Raw genomic sequence first — 20,555 nt, forward strand, 5'->3', positions numbered from 1 at the left:
GAGCATGAGCACCGCCACGGCACCCGCCCCCACCCGCGCACTCGGGACCCCACCCGTACAGCGCAAGGCGAACGTCCTCGTTCGCTGGATGACCTCGACGGACCACAAGGTCATCGGGTACATGTACCTGATCACGTCGTTCATCTACTTCTGCATCGCCGGCGTGATGGCGCTCGTCATCCGCGCCCAGCTGTTCGAGCCCGGCCTCAACGTCGTCGAGACGCGTGAGCAGTACAACCAGCTCTTCACGATGCACGGCACGATCATGCTGCTGATGTTCGCGACGCCGCTCTTCGCGGGATTCGCGAACGTCCTCATGCCGCTCCAGATCGGGGCACCGGACGTCGCCTTCCCTCGGCTCAATGCCTTCGCCTACTGGCTCTACAGCTTCGGCTCGCTCATCGCGGTGGCCGGCTTCGTCACTCCGCAGGGTGCGGCGTCGTTCGGTTGGTTCGCGTACGCGCCACTGTCGAGCACGACCTTCTCCCCGGGGTTGGGCGGCAATCTCTGGGTGTTCGGGCTCGCGCTCTCGGGCTTCGGCACGATCCTCGGCGCAGTGAACTTCATCACCACGATCATCACGATGCGCGCCCCGGGCATGACGATGTTCCGCATGCCGATCTTCACGTGGAACATCCTCGTCACGTCGATCCTCGTGTTGCTCGCGTTCCCCGTCCTCGCCGCGGCGATGTTCGCGCTCGGTGCCGACCGCGTGTTCGACGCGCACATCTACGACGCGGCGAACGGCGGTGTCCTGCTCTGGCAGCACCTCTTCTGGTTCTTCGGCCACCCCGAGGTGTACATCATCGCGCTGCCGTTCTTCGGAATCGTGTCCGAGGTGTTCCCCGTCTTCAGCCGCAAGCCGATCTTCGGCTACAAGACCCTGATCTACGCGACGATCGCGATCGCTGCCCTCTCCGTGACGGTCTGGGCGCACCACATGTACGTCACCGGCTCGGTCCTGCTGCCCTTCTTCTCGTTGATGACGATGCTCATCGCGGTTCCGACGGGCGTGAAGATCTTCAACTGGATCGGCACCATGTGGCGTGGATCGGTGACGTTCGAGACCCCGATGATCTGGGCGATCGGCTTCCTGATCACCTTCACCTTCGGCGGACTGACCGGCGTCATCCTCGCCTCGCCGCCGCTGGACTTCCACGTATCCGACTCCTACTTCGTGGTGGCGCACTTCCACTACGTCGTCTTCGGAACCGTGGTCTTCGCGATGTTCTCGGGCTTCTACTTCTGGTGGCCCAAATGGACCGGCAAGATGCTCAACGAGACGCTGGGCAAGTGGCATTTCTGGCTGCTGTTCATCGGTTTCCACACCACGTTCCTCATCCAGCACTGGCTCGGTGTCGTCGGAATGCCGCGCCGCTACGCGAGCTACCTGCCCGAGGACGGCTTCACCTGGATGAACCAGGTGTCGACGGTCGGAGCCATGATCCTCGCGGTCTCGCTGATCCCGTTCTTCCTGAACGTCTACATCACCGCCCGTAAGGCGCCGAAGGTGACGGTCAACGACCCGTGGGGCTTCTCGCGCTCGCTCGAGTGGGCCACGTCGTGCCCGCCGCCCCGCCACAACTTCACGTCCATCCCGCGTATCCGCAGCGAGGCTCCGGCCTTCGACCTCAACCACCCCGAGGCCGGCATCCCCGTCGGCATCGGTCCGGCGAAGGACGCTCCGGACGCCCCCACGTACGACAAGTCCGAAGGCACGGTGAAGTAGGGCCATGCGCGCCAATGTCAACCTGTTCTGGCTTCTGGCCGGCTTCTTCCTGCTCGCCGACATCATCTACATCGCCTGGTCGCTGATCGACACCGGCCAGGTCGAGTGGGTGGGAGCGGTCGGTATCGGCCTCTCGTCGGTGCTGGGCGCCTTCATCGCGTTCTATGTCGGGCGGGTCCACAAGGCTCAGCAGGGCGAGCTCCCCGAGGATCGTCTCGACGCCGACATCGACGACGGCGACCCCGAGCTGGGCTTCTTCAGCCCGTGGAGCTGGTGGCCCCTGATCCTGGGAGCCTCGGCCGCGCTGGGCTTCCTGGGCCTCGCGGTCGGCTTCTGGATCACCTACATCGCGGTCGGACTCTTCCTGGTCGCGATCGCGGGATGGGTGTACGAGTACTACCGCGGGTACTTCGCCCGCTAGGTGTCGCCCCCGGTGAGGGTCGGGTGCAGGTGGACTCGTCCTCCGGCATCCGGCTCAGCACTGCGACCGGGCGATGCGATCATCGGTCGGAGTAGGCTCGCGCGATGACCGACCGTGCGGTGCCGAACCTGCCGTCACGCGACCTCGACTCCACGATCGCCTTCTACGGCGGCTTCGGACTCAGCCCGACGTATCGGGGCGACAGCTGGCTGATCCTCCGCTCAGGAGGGCTCGAGCTTGAGTTCTTCCTCTTCGCCGACCTCGTCCCCGCCGAGAGCAACGCCATGTGCAGCATCCGGGTCGACGACGTCGACGCGCTGTATGCGCGGATCAGGGACTCCGGGGTGCCGGAGCGGAGCAGCGGCCATCCACGGCTCGTTCCCGTCCGGAGGCAGCCCTGGGGGCTGCGTGCCGGGTTCCTGGTCGACATCGACGGCTCGCAGCTGCAGCTGATCGGCAACGGCTCCTAGGGCCCGTCGCAACCCGGCACCGAGGGAACCCCGAACCGTCGAGGGAGCCGGCACGTCCGGGCGGCCTCAACGGGCCCGGGTTCCCTCACTGTCGTCACGGGCGGGGGAGGATGGGCGCATGAGCTCTGTTCCGTACTTGTTCTTCGACGGTCGCGCCCGAGAGGCGCTGACGTTCTATCGCGGGGTCTTCGGGGGCGAGCTCGAGTTGCACACCCTCGAGGAGTTCGGGCGCTCCGATGGCAGCCCGGAGGCGATCGCGCACGGCGCGCTCAGCGGCTCTGTCGCGATCTTCGCGGCTGATGAGCACGGCGCGGAGCTGCGGATGGACGGGCTCGTCCTCGCGCTCCTGGGTGCTGCTGACGCCGTCACGACCGCCGCCTGGTTCAGGCGGCTCGCGGACGGTGGCACCGTCACGGATCCGCTACAGGAGCGGCCCTGGGGCGACCACGACGGCCAGGTGATGGACCGGTTCGGAGTGCGCTGGCTGCTCGGCCACTCGGGCTGACATCGGCGCTATCTAGCAGGCACACCATCCCGCACGCACGACGAAGGGCCCGGACGACGCGGATCGTCCGGGCCCTTCGTAGTCAGTGCTCGCTGTGCGAGCTCTCGAGCTCCTTCTGGGTGACCGGGGTGATGCGGTCCTCGAAGAACCAGCGGGAGAGGCCGGCGCGGACGCGCTGCGGTGCGGTGATGCGGCCGCGGGAATCCGGACGGATCATCAGAGGCTCGTATTCCTCCTGGCCGACCAGCTTCCAGCGCTCGTACTCGTCGAGCTGCTGGTGCACCTCGATGAACTCGCCACCCGGGAGCCGGACGATACGGCCCGACTCGAAACCGTGCAGAGCGATCTCGCGATCCTTCTTCTGCAGCGCGAGGCAGATCCGCTTCGTGATGAAGTACGCGATGAACGGTCCAGCGATCAGCAGGAACTGCAGTCCGTGGATCACGCCTTCCATCGTGAGGTGGAAGTGCGTCGCGATGAGGTCGGACGAGGCGGCGGCCCAGAGCACGGCGTAGAAGGTGACTCCCGCGGCTCCGATCGCGGTGCGCGTCGCGGCGTTGCGCGGGCGGTCGAGCAGGTGGTGCTCCCGCTTGTCACCGGTGATCCATGCTTCGAGGAACGGGTAGAGCATGACCGCGACGATGAACAGGCCCAGGCCGACGAGCGGGATGAGGATGTTGAACGACAGGGTGCCGATCCCCGGGATCGCCCACTCCAGCCCCGGCGGAACGAGACGCAACGCGCCGTCCGCGAAGCCGATGTACCAGTCGGGCTGGGTTCCCGCAGACACAGGGGAGGGGTCGTACGGTCCGTAGTTCCAGATCGGGTTGATCGTGAACAGAGACGCGATGAGGACGACGACACCGAACACGATGAAGAAGAACCCACCGGCTTTGGCCGCGTACACCGGAAGGACGGGGTAGCCGACGACGTTCTGCTCGGTCTTGCCCGCGCCCGGGAACTGGGTGTGCTTGTGCACGACCACGAACACGAGGTGCAGGGCGATGAACGCGAGCACCAGTGCCGGCAGAAGCAGGATGTGCAGGGTGTACAGACGGCCGACGATGTCTGTCCCCGGGAACTCCCCGCCGAAGAGGAGGAAGGAGATCCAGGTGCCCACGATCGGGATGCCCTTGACCATGCCGTCGATGATGCGGAGGCCGTTTCCCGAGAGCAGGTCGTCGGGGAGGGAGTAGCCGGTGAAGCCCTCGGCCATCGCGAGGATGAAGAGGACGAAGCCGATGACCCAGTTGAGCTCGCGGGGCTTGCGGAACGCTCCGGTGAAGAAGATCCGGAGCATGTGGAGGCCGATCGACGCCACGAACAGCAGCGCCGCCCAGTGGTGGATCTGGCGCATCAGGAGGCCGCCGCGGATGTCGAACGAGATGTCGAGCGACGATGCCATGGCCGCGGACATCTCGATGCCCTTGAGCGGCAGGTAGCTGCCCTCGTAGTGCGTCTCGACCATCGAGGCCTGGAAGAAGAAGGTGAGGAAGGTGCCCGACAGCAGGATGATGACGAAGCTGTAAAGCGCGACCTCGCCGAGGAGGAACGACCAGTGGTCGGGGAAGATCTTGCGGCCGAACTCCTTCACGACCGCGGAGATGCTCGTGCGCTCGTCGATGTAGTTCGACGCGGCTCCGACATAGCCCTTCTGGAGCTTGCCGCTGCCGAGGATGACGCCGTCTCCGGGCTCCGCGGGGGAGCTGGAGGGGCGGGAAGGGGTGGTGGTGGACATGTGAGTCATCGCTCCCAGAAGGACGGTCCGACGGGCTCCGTGAAGTCGCTGCGGGCGACCAGGTATCCCTCGGCGTCAATGGTGATGGGGAGCTGCGGAAGCGGACGCTTCGCCGGGCCGAAGATGACGGCGGCCTCGCGCGTGATGTCGAATTGCGACTGGTGGCACGGGCACAGCAGGTGGTGGGTCTGCTGCTCGTACAGTGCCACAGGGCAGCCGACGTGCGTGCAGATCTTGGAGTAGGCGACGATTCCGTCGTAGTTCCAGGTCTCGCGACCCTCACTGACGACGAGGTCCTCAGGCTTCAGGCGCATCAGGAGGACAGCGGCCTTGGCCTTCTCCTCCAGCTTGCCCTCGGCGTCGTTGAGGCCTTCGGGGATGACGTGGAAGGCGGAGCCGATGGTCACGTCCGATGCGAGGATCGGCGCTCCCGACGGGTCCAGGGTGAGCCTCGTGCCCTCTTGCCACAGCGTGGTCTTGAGGAGGTCGACGGGGTTCTGGTCCTGCGGGCCGAGGCCGCGGAACAGGATCACGGCGGGCAGCGGGAACACGACGAGCGAGGCGATCAGGCTGTTGCGCACGAGCGAGCGACGGCCGAAGCCGGACTCCTTGTCGGACTGGTCGAAGATCTCGAGCGCACGGGCCCGGGTGGGCTCGGCGCTGCGGACGGGGTGCCGGATGTCGATGCCCTCGTGGTCGGACATCAGCTGCTTCCCCCAGTGGACGGCCGCGATGCCGATCCCCAGCAGGGCGAGTGACATGCCCAGACCGATGAACAGCGTGTTCAGCCGGACGGAGGAGACGTCCTCGGTGATCGGGAACGCCATGTACGCGGCGACCGCGAACAGGGAGCCCGCGAAGGAGAGGTAGAAGAGCGTGTACACCGTGCGCTCGGCACGCTTCTCGACCTTGGGGTCGAGATCGGTCATCCGGGGGCGGTGCGGCGGGAGGCCCGGGTCCTGGACGCGATCCCGCGTCACGACCGCGGTGCCGGCCGGAGCCGTCCCGTGCCCGGTGGCCGACGAGGTGGCGAGGTCCGTGCCACCCTCATCGTGCTCTGCCATGGTTCTCCTTTTCGCGCCGTATCGGCACCGGACGGTGCCGTGGGTCAGTCGCGCCCGTCAGGGCGTCGAGGTCGTCTAGTTGGATCGGGCGGTGATCCACACCGTCAGCGCCACGATCGCGCCGAGGCCGAAGATCCAGAGGAACAGGCCCTCCGCGACCGGCCCGAGCGAGCCGAGCGCGAATCCGCCCGGGGACGGGTTGGCCTCGATGTACTTGAGGTACGAGATGATGTCGCGCTTGTCCTCGGGCGAGATGTTGAGGTCGTTGAAGACCGGCATGTTCTGCGGGCCGGTCACCATCGCCTCGTAGATGTGCGCTTCGGTCACGCCTCCCAGCGGAGGAGCGAACTTGCCCTCGGTCAGCGCGCCGCCGGCTCCGGCCACGTTGTGGCACATCGCGCAATTGATGCGGAACAGCTCGGCGCCGTTGGCGCTGTCGCCCTGTCCGTCGAGGACCTCGCCCTCGGGGATCGCGGGCCCGGGCGCCAGCGAGGCGACGTAGGCGGCCAGCTCGGCGACCTGGTCATCGGTGAACTGGACCGGCTTCTCGAGCGCCTGCGGGCCGTGCATCTGCATGGGCATGCGGCCGGTGCCGACCTGGAAGTCGACGGAGGCGGCGCCCACGCCGATCAGCGTCGGCGCGTTGTCGGTCCCTGCGGCGTCGAGACCGTGGCACGTGGCGCAGTTCGCGGCGAAGAGCTTGGAACCCTCGTCGATCGTCTGCTGGCTGGTCGCGGACGTCTCTGCCGATGCCGAGGTGGCCACGCCGACCGCGGCATAGGTTCCGCCGGTGAGTCCGAGCCCGATGGCGATCAGGGCCACTGTGGCGAGCGGATGACGGCGACCCTTCTTGGCTCGGCTCTTGGTCTTCGGGGAGGCCATCGAGGCGTCCTTCCTGCGGGGATCGGTGGTGGGGTTGTTCAACGGAGAGCGCGTCACTTGAGGAAGTAGATGACGGCGAAGAGGCCGACCCACACGACGTCGACGAAGTGCCAGTAGTAGGAGACGACGATCGCGCTGGTCGCCTCCTTGTGGCCGAAGTTCTTGACCGCGAAGGCTCGGCCGATCACGAGGAGGAAGGCGAGGAGGCCGCCGGTGACGTGCAGGGCGTGGAAGCCGGTCGTCAGGTAGAAGGCGGAGCCGTAGGCGTTGCTCGAGAGCGTGATGCCCTCGGAGACCAGGGTCGCGTACTCGAGGACCTGGCCGGAGACAAAGACCGCGCCGAGCGCGTAGGTGACGAAGAACCACTCGACCATTCCCCACTTGAACGGGCTCAGACCGGTGGCGCGGGGCTGGAGCCGCTCGGCCGCGAACACGCCGAACTGGCAGCTGAACGACGAGGCCACGAGGATCACCGTGTTGACGCCCGCATAGGGCACGTTGAGGATCTGCGTCTCGGCGCCCCACAGCTCGGGAGAGGTGCTGCGCAGCGTGAAGTAGATCGCGAAGAGGCCCGCGAAGAACATGACCTCGCTGCCCAGCCAGACGATCGTTCCGACCGCGACCGGGTTGGGTCGGTTCACTACGGGCGCGGTGGCCGTGGGGGAGAGAGAGGTGCTCGTCACACAGACCATTATGGCCGATGCCCGAGGGGGGAAGTCGCACTTCCCGGGAGGCGATCCTCGTCGCATAATCTGTGAGCCATGTCGGAAACCCTGTCCTGGCCGCATCTTCTCAGCGCACTCCTCGACTCCTCGGATCTGAGCGTCTCGGAGGCGACGTGGGCGATGGAGCAGGTGATGGAGGGCGTGGCGACCCCCGCACAGCTCGCCGGGCTCCTCGTCGCGCTGCGGGCGAAGGGCGAGACGGTGGACGAGATCGTGGGCTTCCGCGACGCGATCCTCGACCACGCGGTGCCGCTGGAGGTGGATCCGATGGCTCTGGACATTGTGGGGACGGGGGGCGACCGCTTCGGGACCGTGAACATCTCGTCAACCGCGTCGATCATCGCGGCGGCGGCCGGGACCCCGGTCGTCAAGCACGGGAACAGGGCCGCCTCGTCGTCATCGGGCTCCTCTGACGTCCTAGCCGCGCTCGGGGTCGACCTCTCGCTCTCGCCCGAGCGCGTCGCGGAGGTGTTCCGTCGGACGGGCATCGCCTTCGTGTTCGCCGCGATGTTCCACCCCGGCTTCCGGCACGCGGGCGCGGTCCGTGCCGAACTGGGCGTGCCGACCGTCTTCAACTTCCTTGGGCCGCTCTGCAACCCGGCGCGTCCGGAGGCCTCGGCCGTCGGCGTGGCGCACCTGGATCGGGTGCCACTCGTGGTCGGCGTGTTCCAGACCCGCGGCGCCACGGCTCTCGTGTTCCGCGGCGACGACGGTCTCGACGAGCTGACGACCACCGGGCACAGCCACATCTGGGAGGTGTCCCGCGGCTCGGTGGTCGAGCACGACCTCGACCCGCGCGACCTCGGGATCCGCCGCGCCCGCATCGAGGAGCTGCGCGGTCGCGACGCCTCCTACAACGCCGGTGTCGTGCGCTCGGTGCTCAGCGGTGAGGAGGGGGCCGTCCGCGACATCGTCCTGCTGAACGCCGCGGCCGGTCTCGCCGCCTTCGACCTCGCGCGGGAGCCGGACCTCGTGCGCACCCCGATCCTCGACAGGCTGCGATCCGCGATGGAGCGTGCTGCCGAGGCGGTCGACTCCGGAGCCGCGACCAGGAAGCTCGAGGAGTGGGTGCGCGAGACCCAGCGCGCCGGGTAGCCGCCGCCGGCCGCGAGAGCGCAGGGCGTAACGTGGGAGCGCTGTCCGCGACGGTGCGGGCGGCGATCCACCACGTGCAGGTTCGCCCGGAGGTCACGGGACGCCCGAGTGGTGGCCCGACCCTGGAGGAGACCTCGATGAAGAAGCTCATCAACGACCCGAAGAACGTGGTGACCGAGTCCGTGGCCGGTTTCGGCCTGGCCCACTCCGACCTCGTGCGCGTCCAGGAGGATCCGCTCTTCGTCGTGCGGGCTGACCCCCCGCGCGCCGGAAAGGTCGGCATCGTCAGCGGAGGCGGCAGCGGTCACGAGCCGCTGCACGCGGGATTCGTCGGCGTCGGGATGCTCGACGCGGCGGTCCCCGGGGCCGTCTTCACCTCGCCCACCCCCGATCCGATCGTGGGGGCGACGAAGGCCGTCGACGGCGGCGCGGGCGTGCTGCACATCGTCAAGAACTACACGGGCGACGTGCTGAACTTCGAGACGGCCGCCGAGCTCGCGGGCGCCGAGGGCATCGAGGTGCGCTCGGTCATCGTCGACGACGACGTCGCCGTCAAAGACTCGCTGTACACCGCGGGACGGCGCGGCGTGGCGGGGACCGTGCTCGTCGAGAAGATCGCGGGTGCGGCGGCCGAGCGCGGCGATTCGCTCGACGAGGTCGCCGCGATCGCACAGCGGGTCGTCGCGAACGTCCGATCGATGGGCGTGGCGCTCACGCCGTGCATCGTGCCGCACGCCGGCGAACCGAGCTTCGAGCTGGGCGAGGACGAGATCGAGATCGGCATCGGGATCCACGGAGAGCCCGGGCGCGAGAAGATCCGCCTCGAGTCGGCCGACCGGATCGTGGACCGCATCCTCGAGCCGATCCTCGAGGACCTCCCCTTCTCCTCCGGAGACGAGGTGCTGCTGTTCGTCAATGGGATGGGCGGCACTCCGCAGATCGAGCTGTACATCGCCTACCGCCGTGCCGCCGAGGCGCTGGCCGAGAAGGGCATCACGGTCATTCGCAGCCTCGTCGGCAACTACACCACCTCGCTCGAGATGCAGGGCTTCTCGCTGTCGCTGCTGACCCTCGACGAGCGGCTGACCGAGCTCTGGGACGCCCCCGTGCAGACGGCCGCGCTGCGGTGGGGACGCTGAGCACCGGTGCACGGACGATGACAGGGACGACAGCCGCGGGAGCGGCACAGGAGAAGGGCACGGCGATGCAGGACGGACAGCGGGCGGCGGGACTCGACGCGACATGGGCGACGGTGTGGATCCGCCGCGCTGCTGCGGCGATCGGGGGGCATCGGGTCGAGCTGATCACGCTCGACCGGGCGATCGGCGACGGCGACCACGGGGAGAACATGGACCGCGGCTTCCAGGCCGTCGTCGCGAAGCTCGACGCGGCGCCGGCCGCCGCCACGCCCGCGGAGGTGCTCACGCTGGTGGCGACGACGCTGATCTCGACGGTCGGCGGCGCCTCCGGACCGCTGTTCGGAACGGCGTTCCTCAAAGCGTCCGGGGCTGTCGCGGGCCGGGAGGTGCTCGACGGCTCCGCGATCGCCGCACTGCTCGCCGCGGCGCGCGACGGCATCGTCCTGCGCGGCAAGGCCGAGGTGGGGGACAAGACGATGGTGGACGCGTGGACGCCCGCGGTCGACGCCGCGGCGTCCGCCGCCGGGCAGGGGGCGGCTCCTCGGGCCGTGCTCGAGGCGGCCGCCGACGCCGCGGAAGGAGGAGCCGAATCGACGGATCCGCTCGTCGCCCGCAAAGGGCGCGCCAGCTACCTCGGCGAGCGCGCCATCGGGCACCGCGACCCCGGCAGCGTGTCGACAGTGCTGCTCCTGCGCGCGGCGGCCGAGGCGGCCGCGTGAGCGTCGGGCTGGTCCTCGTCTCGCACAGCGCTCGTCTGGCGGAGGGGCTCGTCGAGCTCGCGGAGCAGATGGCCGGCGCTGTGGCGCTGATCGCGGCGGGGGGCACGGACGACGGCGGCATCGGCACCAGCTTCGACCGGATCACGGCGGCGCTGGGCGAGGCGGAGTCCGGTGACGGCGTCGTCGTCCTCTGCGACCTGGGCTCCGCGATCATGACGGCGGAGACGGCGGTGGAGTTCCTCGACGACGAGGCGCGGGGGCGCGTGCGCATCGCGGACGCGCCGCTGGTCGAGGGAGCGGTCGCTGCCGCGGTCGCCGCAGGTACGGGAGCCGCGCTCGACGCGGTCCTGGCGGCGGCCGAGTCCGCGCGGGGCGAGGCCGTCGCGGCGCCGTCCGCCGCCGTGTCGGATCCGGCCGCCGACCGAGCGCAGCGCCGCGTCCTCCTGATCAACCCGAACGGCCTGCACGCCCGGCCCGCCGCTGACTTCGTCACCCTCGCGACCACGTTCGATGCGCGCATCGACGCGAACGGCAAGGACGCGACGAGCCTGCTGGGCGTGATGTCGCTCGGCCTCGACCGCGGCGACGAGGTCGTCCTCACGGCGACCGGTCCCCAGGCGGAGGAGGCGGTCGGCCGTCTGGCCGCGCTGGTCGAGTCGGGCTTCGGCGAGGTCTAGTCCAGGCGCGGCGGGGGCCGTCCTCCTACTCTGGGCGGATGGCCCTCCGCGGAACCCGACCCCCGTCCGTGCTGCTCCGGCGGCTCGTCACCGTTCCCCGCGCAGTGCGCCGAGCCGATGCCAGGGCGGCCCGGCGGATCAACGCGCGCCGCGACTCCCCGCTCGTCGACGGCGCTCTGGTCGGCCTCTCGCGTGCGGCGGATCACGGTCTGCTCTGGATGGCTGCGGGGGCGCTGCTGGTGGTGGCCGGGCGTCCCCGTGAGGCCGCCCGCGGCGTCGCTTCGCTCGCTGTGGCCAGTGCGACGGCCAATCTGGTGGGCAAGCGGCTCTTCGGAGGCGTCCGCCCGATGCTCGTAGACGTTCCGGTCGGCCGCCGGCTGACCCGCATGCCGACGTCGCCGTCCTTCCCGTCGGGGCACGCGGCGAGCGCCGCCGCCTTCGCCGTCGGCGTGGCAGCCGAATCGCCGCGAGCCGGTGCGGCCGTCGCTCCGCTCGCTGCCGCCGTCGCCTTCTCCCGGCTGCACGTTGGGGTGCACTGGCTCTCTGACGTGGTCGGCGGCGCCGTGCTCGGCGCGGTCGTCGCGGGCATCGGCCGGGTCGTGGTGCCCGCTCGCCCCCGGCACGTTCCGGTGTCGGAGCGAGCGGGGAGGCCGCCCGTCGACCGCCGGCCGCTCGGCGACGGCTCCGCGCTGCTGGTCGTGCTCAACCCCGGTGCGGGCCGCGACTCGCACCGGCCCGATCCGGAGCCGCTGATCCGCGCGCGCTTCCCCCGGGCTCGAGTGCACCGGCTGTCCGAGGGCGAGGAGCTGCGTGCGGTGGTCCGGGCCACGCGGGCCGGTGCGACGCCTCCCGACGTGCTCGGCGTCTACGGCGGCGACGGCACCGTGTCGGTCGGCGCGAGCGTCGCGCGCGCGGAGGGGATGACCCTGCTGGTGCTACCCGGCGGAACGATGAACCACTTCGCGAAGGCTCTCGGGCTGCTGACGGTCGAGGACGCGCTGGACGCCGCGGCGGTCGGCGAGCGCCGCGACGTCGACGTGGCCGAGGTGGTCGCCGACGGCGGTGAGCCCGTCACCGTCCTGAACACGGTGTCGATCGGCGTCTACCCCGAGTTCGTCGCGGCACGGGAGAAGCGCGAGAAGGCGATCGGCAAGCCGCTCGCAGCGGTGATCGCCGCGCTCTCGGTGGTCCGGCACGCGGATCCCTTCGAGTTGCGTCGCGACGGGCGCACCGAGCAGGTCTGGTCGTACTTCGTCGGCGTCAACCAGGAGCACCCGCGCACGGCCGCGCCGCTCGCCCGCCGGCGCCTCGACGACGGACAGCTGGACGTGCGCATCCTGCACTCGGGGCGCCGGCCGCGCCTGCGCGGCGCGATCTCGCTCATGCTCGGCCGCACGGCGACTCCGATCATCGGGAGGGTGCCGGGCTGGCGGGCCCCGGTGGTGGAGTCGTACTCGACCGGCCGATCGAGCGTCGCGGTGCGGCGCCCCGGGGGCGAGGATCCGGGCTGGGCACACGACGGCGAGACCGAAGTCTTCGACGCACGGCGGGACGGCTACGAGGAGGCCTCGGTGCGCATCGTGCGACTGGCTCTGCGCGTCTACTCCACTGCGGACTGACGTGCGACCCGCCTCGAGGGCGACCCGCTGCCGGCGAGCGAGCGGAGCGCCGGGGCGATGCTCTCGCGACGGAGAGCGGCGGTCGCCAGGAGTAGCACGAGCAGCACGAGGCCGCGCATCAGGCCCTGCCAGTAGAACGAGAGCCCGATCAGAACCATGCCGTTGGTGAGGAGGCCGAAGATCAGGACTCCGACCGCGGTGCCCAGGACGTTCGGGCGCCCGAGCCGGCTGAGGGTGGCGCCGATGAAGACCGCGCCGATGGCGTCCAGCACGTAGGGCTGACCTCCCGCGGGCGAGAAGCCGTAGCTGCGGGAGGCGAGGACCACTCCGCCGACCGCGGCGATCGCAGCGGCGACGACGGACGCCGACGCGAGCACCAGCCCCGTCCGGCGCCCCGCGATGCGCGTCGCGGTGGGCTGCTCGCCGGCCGCCGTGAGGACCCGGCCCCAGCGGGTGCGGTCGAGCAGGAGCCAGACCGCGACGGCCAGCAGCACGGTGATGACCACGGGCACCGGCACCCCGGCGAGCGTCGCGTTCCCGATCGCGGCGAAGTCGTCGGGGGTGGTCCCGCGGCGGAGGTAGACCGGCGCGCCTCCGCCCGTCAGCAGCTGCTCGACGCTCGTGCCGATGAACCAGACGCTGAGCGTGGCGAGGAAGGCGCGGATGCGCAGGACGACGATGAGGACGGCGTTGACCAGACCGGCGAGCGCCCCGCACCCGAGGCCGACCGCGACTGCGAACCAGCCGACGTAGCCGTCGGCGATCAGGCCCGCCGCGCCGAGTGCGGCGAGGTCGATGGCCACTCCGATCGAGAGGTCGATGCCGCCTGTGCGGACGACGACGGTCATCGCGGAGGCGGCGATCATCAGGATCGCTCCGGCGCTGAGCACGCTGAGCAGGTTTCCGGCGGCGAAGTACCCGGGCGCGAGCGTGCCGAAGACGAGCAGGATCGCCGCGACCGTGCCGGGGGCGAGCAGCCGGACGGCGAGGGCGCGGCGGCGCTCGGAGCGCACCGCCGGGTCGACGATCGCCGGTGCGCTCGGAGGTGCGGGGGTGAGGGTGCTCATCGACGGGAGCCCCGTTCTCTGACGGCCGCGAGGCCGAGCACCAGCAGGATCAGGACGCCCTTGATGGCTCCGACCCACTGACTACCCACCCCGAGGAGGGTGAAGCCGTTGCCCAGCGCAGCGACGAACACGGCGGCGAGCAGCGTGCCTCCGATCGTCACGACGAGGCGACGGGAGAAGACCACCGAGAGGAACGCGGTGAGGATGATGTCGAGCAGGATCTGAGCGCCGATGCCCGGGACCGCCGCGGCGAGGCGGGCGGCGAGCAGGATGCCCGCCACCCCCGCCAGAAGCCCCGCGAGGACGTAGCTGCCGCCGACGTACCGCCAGACGGCGATACCGGCCACGCTGGCCGCCGTGCGGTTCTGGCCCACCGCGTAGCTTCGGACGCCCCACGGCGTGCGGCCGACCAGCAGACCGGTGAGCGCCGCGGTGATACCGAGGACGACCACCGGCGAGGGGACGCCGAGGACCGTGCCGGAGCGCAGCCAGGCGAAGAGGGGGTCCGTCAACGGCACCTTCACGTTGTCGGTCGCGAGGAAGACCACGCTCGTGACGATCCCGGAGGTGGCGAGCGTGGCGAGCAGCGGACGCAGCCCGAGCATCACGGCCGTGCCGTTCACGGCGCCGAAGCCGACGCTGACGAGCAGCGCCAGGGCGATGGCGGGGAGCGCCTGCCAGCCGGACTGCACGGCGACGGCCGCCACGACCCCCGACAGCCCGACGACCGGGCCTGAGGAGAGGTCGATGCCGCCGGTGACCACGTCGTCGCCTCCGGTGATCACGACGATCGCCAGGCCGAAGCCGGCGATCGCGGGCACGGCTGCCTGCAGGAGGACGGTGGCCGCGTTCGACGCAGTGGGGAACGCCGGCGAGGCGAGCGAGAAGACGACGATCTCGGCAGCGACCACGAGGTAGCCGATCACGGCGAGCGCGCCGATGCCGCGCCGGCGTGGGGCGGCGCCGGAGGGCGCACGGGTCAGGGTGAGAGCGGTCATCGTGTCTCCTGGTCGAGGGGTGCGTCGTCGGCACCGGAGGCGAGGGCGAGGATGCGATCGCTCGTCGCCACGCGGCGCGGGAGCTCGGCGCGGACGGATCCCCGGTGCAGGACCACGACGCGGTCCGAGAGCCCGACGAGCTCCTCGAGGTCGAGGCTCACGAGCAGGACGGCGGCGCCGGCGTGCACCAGCGCTTCGATCTGGCGGTAGAGCGCGGTGCGCGCTCCGATGTCGACGCCGGCGGTGGGCTGGTCGAGCACGAAGACCCGCGAGCCCGCGGCGAGCCACTTGCCCAGAGCGATCTTCTGCTGGTTCCCGCCCGAGAGTGTGCCGACGACGGCCTCCGGGTCGGCAGGACGGATGTCTAGTGCCCCGATCCAGCGTGCCGCGAGGGCGCGCTCGCGACGGCGGTCCGAGACGACGCCGAAGCGCGAGACGGCGCCGAGAGCGGCGATCGACAGGTTCTCGCCGACGGTGTGCCGCAGGAGTACGCCGTCGCGGCGCCGGTCGCTGGGCACGTAGGCGCCGCCGGCGGCGACGAACGCACGGGCGGAGGCGACGCGGCGGCCGCCGAGCAGCACTCTGCCGCCGTGGGATACGACGCCCGCGACAGCGTCGGCGAGCGTCTCGACTCCGGAGCCGACGAGCCCCGTCACTCCGAGGACCTCGCCCGGTCGGACGGCGAGGGTGAGCGGTTCGAGTCCGGGAGCCGAGAGCCCGACGAGCTCGAGCAGAGCGGGGGCGGAGGTGTCGGGCGCCCGGTCGGGCCCGTCGGCGAACTCCTCGACATCGCGGCCGAGCATGAGCCGCACGATCTCGTCGAGCTCGCCGGGGCCGCCGAGCAGGCGCACCTCGCCGGCGTTCGCTCCATTGCGCAGGACGACGACGCGCGAGGCGACGCGACGCACCTCCTGCAGGTAGTGCGAGATGTAGACGACGGCTGTGCCGCGCTCGGCGAGGCGCCGGAGCGCGGAGAACAGCATGCCGACCTCCTCCGCGGCGAGAGGAGCGGTCGGTTCGTCGAGAACGAGCACCCGCGGCTCCTGCGAGAGCGCCCGCGCCACCTGCACGAGCTGCTGCTCCGCCACCGTCAGGTCGTCGACGAGCGTGTCCCCGCGCAGGTCCAGCCCGACGAGTCCGAGCAGCTCGCGCTCGGCGCGCAGCCGCAGGGCACGCGGAGAGACGAGACCGCGTCGTCCCTCCGACCGCCCGAGGAAGAGCTGCTCGGCGACGGTCAGGCGGCCTGCCACGTGGCGGTCCTGGTGCACGACCTGCACGCCCGCGCGTTCGGCGTCGCGGGGGCTCGTGATCGCAGCGGTCGTCCCATCGATTGCGATGGAGCCGGCGTCGGACGAGTAGAGGCCGGTGAGGATCTTGATCAGAGTGCTCTTGCCCGCGCCGTTCTCGCCGACGAGTGCGACGATCTCGCCCGCACCGAGGTCGAGGTCCACGTCGCGCAGCACCGGGACGCCGGCGAACGCCTTGCGGATGCCGCGCATCTCCAGGGCCGGTGCGGCCCCGTCGACCGCCGCGGCGGGGGAGAGGAGGTCAGCCATCGAGTCCGAGTTCCTCGATCGTCGCGGCGGCGTTGTCCTTCGTGATCAGGACCGGCGCGAAGTAGCTCGTGGTCGGGACACTGTCCGCCTCGCCGCCGAGGTAGCGGGCGACGTTCTCGGCCGAGCCGTTCCCGATCGCTTCGGTCTGCTGGGCGACCGTGGCGGTGTAGGAGGAGGCGGGGTCCTGGATCAGATCCAGGGCTCCCTGGTCGGCGTCGACTCCGTAGATCTTGATCTCGTCGCGGCCCGCGGCGTCGACCGCCTGCGCCGCTCCGATCTGCGGGGTGTCCCAGCACGACCAGATCGCCGAGATCTCGCCCTTCGGATAGCGCGAGAGCGCGTCGGTGATCTGCTGCTTGGCGTCCTCGATCGTTCCCTCGTACTTGTCCTGCAGCTCGGGCTGGATCAGCGTGATGCCGGGGTAGTCCTCGAGGACCAGTGCGAGTTCGTTGTAGCGGATACGGCACGGGGCCACTCCGGGGAAGCCGTTGAAGACGAGGATCTGCCCCTGGCCCCCGATGTCCTCGGCGATGGTGCGGGCGAGCGTCGAGCCGATCTGCCAGTTGTCGCTCGTAGCGTTGTTGATCGAGAGCGGTGACACGTTGTCGATCGTGAACAGGGGGATGCCCGCGTCGTCCACCTCCTGCAGCGCCGGGGCGAGGGTCGTCGCGTCGCCGAGGATCACGATGATGGCGTCGGGCTTCTGCGAGACGAGGTTCTCGATGTCCGAGACGTGCTTGTCGTCCTTGGCCTCGGCCTGCGTCGCGACGACCTCGCCGCCGAGTGCCTCGATGCGGTTCTGCACGCTCTCGTACACGATGCGGCTGAAGTCGTGGACGATGTCCTTCGCCGCGACGCCGATCGTCTTCCCCTCGAGGCTGGGCACGTCGACGGCGGCGCTCGCAGCGGCCGGAGCGGCGCCGGAGTCGTCCGCCGCGGCGTCGGTCTTGAGGCTGCAGCCCGAGAGCACGAGCGCTGCAGCGGCGAGAAGCGCCACGGAGGCGGTGAGAGTGCGGGAGCGTCGCATGGGTCTGTCCTGATCGGTCGGGCCGGGGCCGGGTCTTCGTGGGGAGTCGGCACCGATCGTGCTGGACGCGCGGCCCGTCCGTCGCGTCGCCGCTTCACCGTTCGTCATATTCGCCCCGTGTGACGAAACGTTGCGGCGAGTGCCGGAGCCCGTTCCTCGCCGGGGCTACGGTCGAGCCGCCGAGGCGCTGCCGCGCCACCTGCGACGAAGAGGATCCCGCTCCATGGCCCCCAGCACCCCGTCCCGTTCGGACGTCCCGTCGAGTAGCCCCACGCCGCTCGCGCACGGAGCGACCGGCGCACGGCCGCGCCGCATCGTGCTCAACGCCTTCGACATGACCTGCGTCGGCCACCAGGCGCCCGGCCTCTGGCGCCATCCCGACAGCCAGGCGCACCGGTACACCGACCTGGAGTACTGGACATCGCTCGCCCGGACGCTGGAGCGCGGCACCTTCGACGCCCTGTTCCTCGCGGACGTGCTGGGTGTCTACGACGTCTACCGCGACTCCGCCGGCCCCGCTCTGATTGACTCCGCGCAGATCCCGGTCGGCGATCCGATCCTCCAGATCCCTGCCATGGCCGCGGTGACCGAGCACCTCGGCTTCGGAGTGACCATCGCCCCCACGTACGAGCAGCCCTACGCGCTCGCCCGCCGCCTCTCGAGCCTCGACCACCTGACGAAGGGCCGGATCGGCTGGAACGTCGTCACCTCCTACCTCGAGAGCGCCGCGACGAACCTCGGCCTTCCGACGCAGATGCCGCACGACGACCGTTACGAGCTGGCGGAGGAGTTCCTCGACGTCTCGTACAAGCTCTGGGAGGGTTCGTGGGAGGAGGGGGCTGTGCTGCGCGACCGTGAGCGCGGCGTCTTCACCGATCCGCGCAAGGTGCATCCCGTCGCGCACGACGGACGCTTCTACCGCGTCCCCGGCATCCACCTCGCTGAGCCGTCGCCCCAGCGCACCCCCGTCGTGTTCCAGGCGGGAGCGTCGCCACGGGGCCGTGACTTCGCCGCGCGCCACGGCGAGGCTGTCTTCATCAACGGAGTCACGCCCGAGCTGACCCGGAGGACCACGGACGACATCCGTGACCGCACCGAGGCGGCGGGCCGAGGCCGCGACGCGATCAAGATCCTCGTGCTCGCCACCGTCATCGTCGCCGAGACCGACGAGGCCGCCCGCGCGCGGCACCAGGAATACCTCGGCTACGCCAGCCGCGAGGGCGCCCTGACCTTCTACGGGGGCTGGTCGGGTCTGGACCTCTCGCTCTACGACCCGGAGGAGGCGCTGCGCTACGTCGACACCGAGGCGGTCCGCAGCGCGCTCTCGATCTTCACGAAGGCGGATCCGACCCGCGAGTGGACGCCGGACGACGTCGCCGAGTTCCTCGCGATCGGCGGCATCGGCCCGGTGATCGTCGGCAGCCCCACGACCGTCGCTGACGAGCTGGAGAGGTGGGTGGACGTGGGCGGGATCGACGGATTCAACCTCGCCTACGTGATCACGCCCGGCACGTTCGAGGACTTCGTCGACCTCGCCGTGCCGGAGCTGCGCCGACGCGGGCGCGTCTGGGACGAGTACGAGGGATCCACTCTCCGCGAGTACCTCCAGGGGCCCGGTCACGCCCGGGTCGCCGACAGCCATCCCGCAGCCGCCTACCGCGGCGCGTACGCCGGCGGCCCGTCAGCGGCCGACGGACTGCCTCCCGAGGTACTGGCGGTGCTCCCCGCAGACCCCGGGACCGCCGCTGTCCCCGCTGCCCTTACCGCCGCCCCCGACCAGGAGAACGCACGATGACCCTCGACAGCACCCTCGCCCGTCCGCGCACCCACTGGATCGGCGCCGCCGACGCAGCGGAATCCGCGCGCTGGAGCGCCGTCGCCGAGGAGGTGGGCCGCGTACTCGCCCTCGACGTGCTCGAGCGCGACCGCGCCGGCCTCGACCCGACCACGGAGCTGGCGCCGCTGCGCGAATCCGGACTCGTGAACCTGCTCGACCCGGCCGAGCTCGGCGGCGGCGGAGCGCACTGGAGCACGGCGTTCCGCGTCGTGCGGATCCTCGCGCGCGCCGACGCCTCCCTCGCCCAGCTGCTGCTCTACCACTACGTCAACTCCGCCAACATCGCGTTCACCGCCCCGGAGTCGGAGCGCGAGCGGTTCTACCGCGCGACGATCCAGGGCAGGCATCTCTGGGGCGACTCCGTGAATCCCGTCGACCCCGACCTGCGTCTCACGCCCGACGGCGACGGCTACCGCCTCGACGGCCTGAAGCGTTTCTCGACCGGCGTCTCGGCCGGAGACGTAGCCCTCGTCAACGCGGTGATCGCCGAGGGCCCGGACGCCGGTACGGCGATCGCCTTCGTGATCGAGCGCGATCGGGACGGCGTCGAGCCGCTCGGCGACTGGGACTACCTCGGGCAGCGTCAGAGCGCGTCGGGCTCGGTCCGTTTCTCGTCGGTGCGCGTCGAGCGGGAGGACCTGCTGGGGCCGCTGACCGACGAGCCGTTCGCGACCCTGATCACCCCCAGCATCCAGCTCGGCTTCGGCAACCTCTACCTCGGCATCGCAGAGGGAGTTCTGGCCCGGGCCCGTGAGATCACGCTCGCTCGGCCGAACGCGTGGTTCCTCAGCAGCGCTGAGCGCTACTCCGAGGACCCGTTCGTGCGCCGGCTCTACGGCGAGCTGGTCGCGCACACCGCAGCGGCGGAGGCGCTCGCCGACCGGGTCGCCGCGCTGCACGACGCCGAGATCGCCAGGGGCAGCGCGGTGACCGCCGATTCACGTGCTGCCCTCGCCATCGAGATCGCGAAGGTGAAGGTCGTCACCAACGACCTCGCGCTGGATGCCGCCTCGCGCGTCTACGAGGCGACGGGGTCGAGCTCGGCCAAGAGCTCGGTGGGCCTGGACCTCTACTGGCGGAACGTGCGCACCCACTCGCTGCACGATCCGGTCGACTACAAGAAGCTCGAGGTCGGCGCCGCCTTCCTGACCGGCGAGGTGCAGCCCCTGTCGCTGTACACCTGAGCGAGCCCGTCGCACCTGAGCGAGCACGTCGCCGCCCGGAGGGGAAGCCCCCGCCGGACATCCGGCCGGCTGCGTCCGCCCGACGCAGCGCGTGCGACTCTGA

19 protein-coding genes are annotated in these 20,555 nt (G+C 70.5%); 11 read left to right on the forward strand and 8 right to left on the reverse strand.

The features are described from left to right. Positions 1-4 precede the first annotated feature (4 nt). From ctaD to GSU10_RS06500, 4 genes are all read left to right on the forward strand, one after another. A complete protein-coding gene (gene ctaD, locus GSU10_RS06485; protein WP_068211973.1) occupies positions 5-1,729 on the forward strand; it encodes an aa3-type cytochrome oxidase subunit I in 1,725 nt (574 codons plus the stop codon). A 4-nt stretch (positions 1,730-1,733) separates the two neighbouring features. Then, positions 1,734-2,150 carry a cytochrome c oxidase subunit 4 gene (locus GSU10_RS06490; RefSeq protein WP_068211971.1) on the forward strand — a complete coding sequence of 139 codons (417 nt, stop codon included), beginning with the start codon at positions 1,734-1,736 and terminating at the stop codon, positions 2,148-2,150. 104 nt (positions 2,151-2,254) lie between these two features. After that, on the forward strand, positions 2,255-2,620 hold the full coding sequence (locus tag GSU10_RS06495; protein WP_068211968.1) for a bleomycin resistance protein: 366 nt from the start codon (positions 2,255-2,257) through the stop codon (positions 2,618-2,620). 118 nt (positions 2,621-2,738) lie between these two features. Then, the gene (locus GSU10_RS06500; RefSeq protein WP_068211965.1) at positions 2,739-3,125 is read left to right on the forward strand and encodes a VOC family protein; all 387 of its coding nucleotides are present in this window, start codon (positions 2,739-2,741) and stop codon (positions 3,123-3,125) included. Between the two features lie 82 nt (positions 3,126-3,207). Here the strand turns inward: GSU10_RS06500 and qcrB are convergent, their stop codons facing one another. The 4 genes from qcrB to ctaE all read right to left on the reverse strand — a co-directional run bounded on the left by qcrB (position 3,208) and on the right by ctaE (position 7,501). Beyond that, positions 3,208-4,863 (reverse strand): cytochrome bc1 complex cytochrome b subunit, encoded by a 1,656-nt coding sequence (gene qcrB, locus GSU10_RS06505; RefSeq protein WP_068211963.1) that lies wholly within the window; start codon positions 4,861-4,863, stop codon positions 3,208-3,210. 5 nt (positions 4,864-4,868) lie between these two features. After that, the gene (gene qcrA / locus GSU10_RS06510) at positions 4,869-5,927 is read right to left on the reverse strand and encodes a cytochrome bc1 complex Rieske iron-sulfur subunit (RefSeq protein ID WP_068211961.1); all 1,059 of its coding nucleotides are present in this window, start codon (positions 5,925-5,927) and stop codon (positions 4,869-4,871) included. A gap of 75 nt (positions 5,928-6,002) precedes the next feature. Further along, positions 6,003-6,809 carry a cytochrome bc1 complex diheme cytochrome c subunit gene (gene qcrC / locus GSU10_RS06515; RefSeq protein ID WP_068211959.1) on the reverse strand — a complete coding sequence of 269 codons (807 nt, stop codon included), beginning with the start codon at positions 6,807-6,809 and terminating at the stop codon, positions 6,003-6,005. A 53-nt stretch (positions 6,810-6,862) separates the two neighbouring features. Beyond that, on the reverse strand, positions 6,863-7,501 hold the full coding sequence (gene ctaE, locus GSU10_RS06520) for an aa3-type cytochrome oxidase subunit III (protein WP_068211958.1): 639 nt from the start codon (positions 7,499-7,501) through the stop codon (positions 6,863-6,865). 69 nt (positions 7,502-7,570) lie between these two features. Between ctaE and trpD the strand changes: the two genes are divergently transcribed. The 5 genes from trpD to GSU10_RS06545 all read left to right on the forward strand — a co-directional run bounded on the left by trpD (position 7,571) and on the right by GSU10_RS06545 (position 12,783). Continuing rightward, a complete protein-coding gene (gene trpD, locus GSU10_RS06525; protein ID WP_132505130.1) occupies positions 7,571-8,629 on the forward strand; it encodes an anthranilate phosphoribosyltransferase in 1,059 nt (352 codons plus the stop codon). A gap of 137 nt (positions 8,630-8,766) precedes the next feature. Continuing rightward, positions 8,767-9,768, forward strand: a complete 1,002-nt coding sequence (dhaK, locus tag GSU10_RS06530; RefSeq protein WP_132505127.1) for a dihydroxyacetone kinase subunit DhaK — start codon at positions 8,767-8,769, stop codon at positions 9,766-9,768. A 65-nt stretch (positions 9,769-9,833) separates the two neighbouring features. Beyond that, entirely contained in the window at positions 9,834-10,487 is a 654-nt protein-coding gene (dhaL, locus tag GSU10_RS15315) for a dihydroxyacetone kinase subunit DhaL (RefSeq protein ID WP_132505257.1), read from the forward strand. Continuing rightward, positions 10,484-11,164, forward strand: coding sequence for a dihydroxyacetone kinase phosphoryl donor subunit DhaM (gene dhaM / locus GSU10_RS15320; protein WP_132505125.1), 681 nt, complete (start codon positions 10,484-10,486; stop codon positions 11,162-11,164). Before dhaL ends, dhaM begins: the two co-directional genes overlap by 4 nt. A gap of 38 nt (positions 11,165-11,202) precedes the next feature. Then, the gene (locus GSU10_RS06545; protein WP_132505122.1) at positions 11,203-12,783 is read left to right on the forward strand and encodes a bifunctional phosphatase PAP2/diacylglycerol kinase family protein; all 1,581 of its coding nucleotides are present in this window, start codon (positions 11,203-11,205) and stop codon (positions 12,781-12,783) included. Here GSU10_RS06545 and GSU10_RS06550 read toward each other — a convergent pair. From GSU10_RS06550 to GSU10_RS06565, 4 genes are read right to left on the reverse strand one after another with little or no spacing between them, the layout of a single operon-like run. Next, positions 12,765-13,850: an ABC transporter permease gene (locus tag GSU10_RS06550; protein WP_068212351.1), complete on the reverse strand. Its 1,086-nt coding sequence runs from the start codon at positions 13,848-13,850 to the stop codon at positions 12,765-12,767. The genes GSU10_RS06545 and GSU10_RS06550 overlap by 19 nt on opposite strands. Next, positions 13,847-14,848, reverse strand: coding sequence for an ABC transporter permease (locus GSU10_RS06555; protein ID WP_068212353.1), 1,002 nt, complete (start codon positions 14,846-14,848; stop codon positions 13,847-13,849). The genes GSU10_RS06550 and GSU10_RS06555 overlap by 4 nt, the downstream gene beginning before the upstream one ends. Then, entirely contained in the window at positions 14,845-16,404 is a 1,560-nt protein-coding gene (locus tag GSU10_RS06560) for a sugar ABC transporter ATP-binding protein (protein ID WP_068212355.1), read from the reverse strand. The genes GSU10_RS06555 and GSU10_RS06560 overlap by 4 nt, the downstream gene beginning before the upstream one ends. Further along, positions 16,397-17,431 carry a sugar ABC transporter substrate-binding protein gene (locus GSU10_RS06565; protein WP_158286116.1) on the reverse strand — a complete coding sequence of 345 codons (1,035 nt, stop codon included), beginning with the start codon at positions 17,429-17,431 and terminating at the stop codon, positions 16,397-16,399. Before GSU10_RS06565 ends, GSU10_RS06560 begins: the two co-directional genes overlap by 8 nt. A gap of 334 nt (positions 17,432-17,765) precedes the next feature. Here GSU10_RS06565 and GSU10_RS06570 point away from each other — a divergent pair, with 334 nt between their 5' ends. Beyond that, entirely contained in the window at positions 17,766-19,226 is a 1,461-nt protein-coding gene (locus GSU10_RS06570) for an LLM class flavin-dependent oxidoreductase (RefSeq protein ID WP_068212363.1), read from the forward strand. Then, positions 19,223-20,452 (forward strand): acyl-CoA dehydrogenase family protein, encoded by a 1,230-nt coding sequence (locus GSU10_RS06575; RefSeq protein ID WP_068212357.1) that lies wholly within the window; start codon positions 19,223-19,225, stop codon positions 20,450-20,452. The genes GSU10_RS06570 and GSU10_RS06575 overlap by 4 nt, the downstream gene beginning before the upstream one ends. Positions 20,453-20,555: the final 103 nt, after the last annotated feature.

The organism is Rathayibacter tanaceti (assembly GCF_009834165.1).
In the GTDB taxonomy this organism is placed as follows: domain Bacteria; phylum Actinomycetota; class Actinomycetes; order Actinomycetales; family Microbacteriaceae; genus Rathayibacter; species Rathayibacter tanaceti.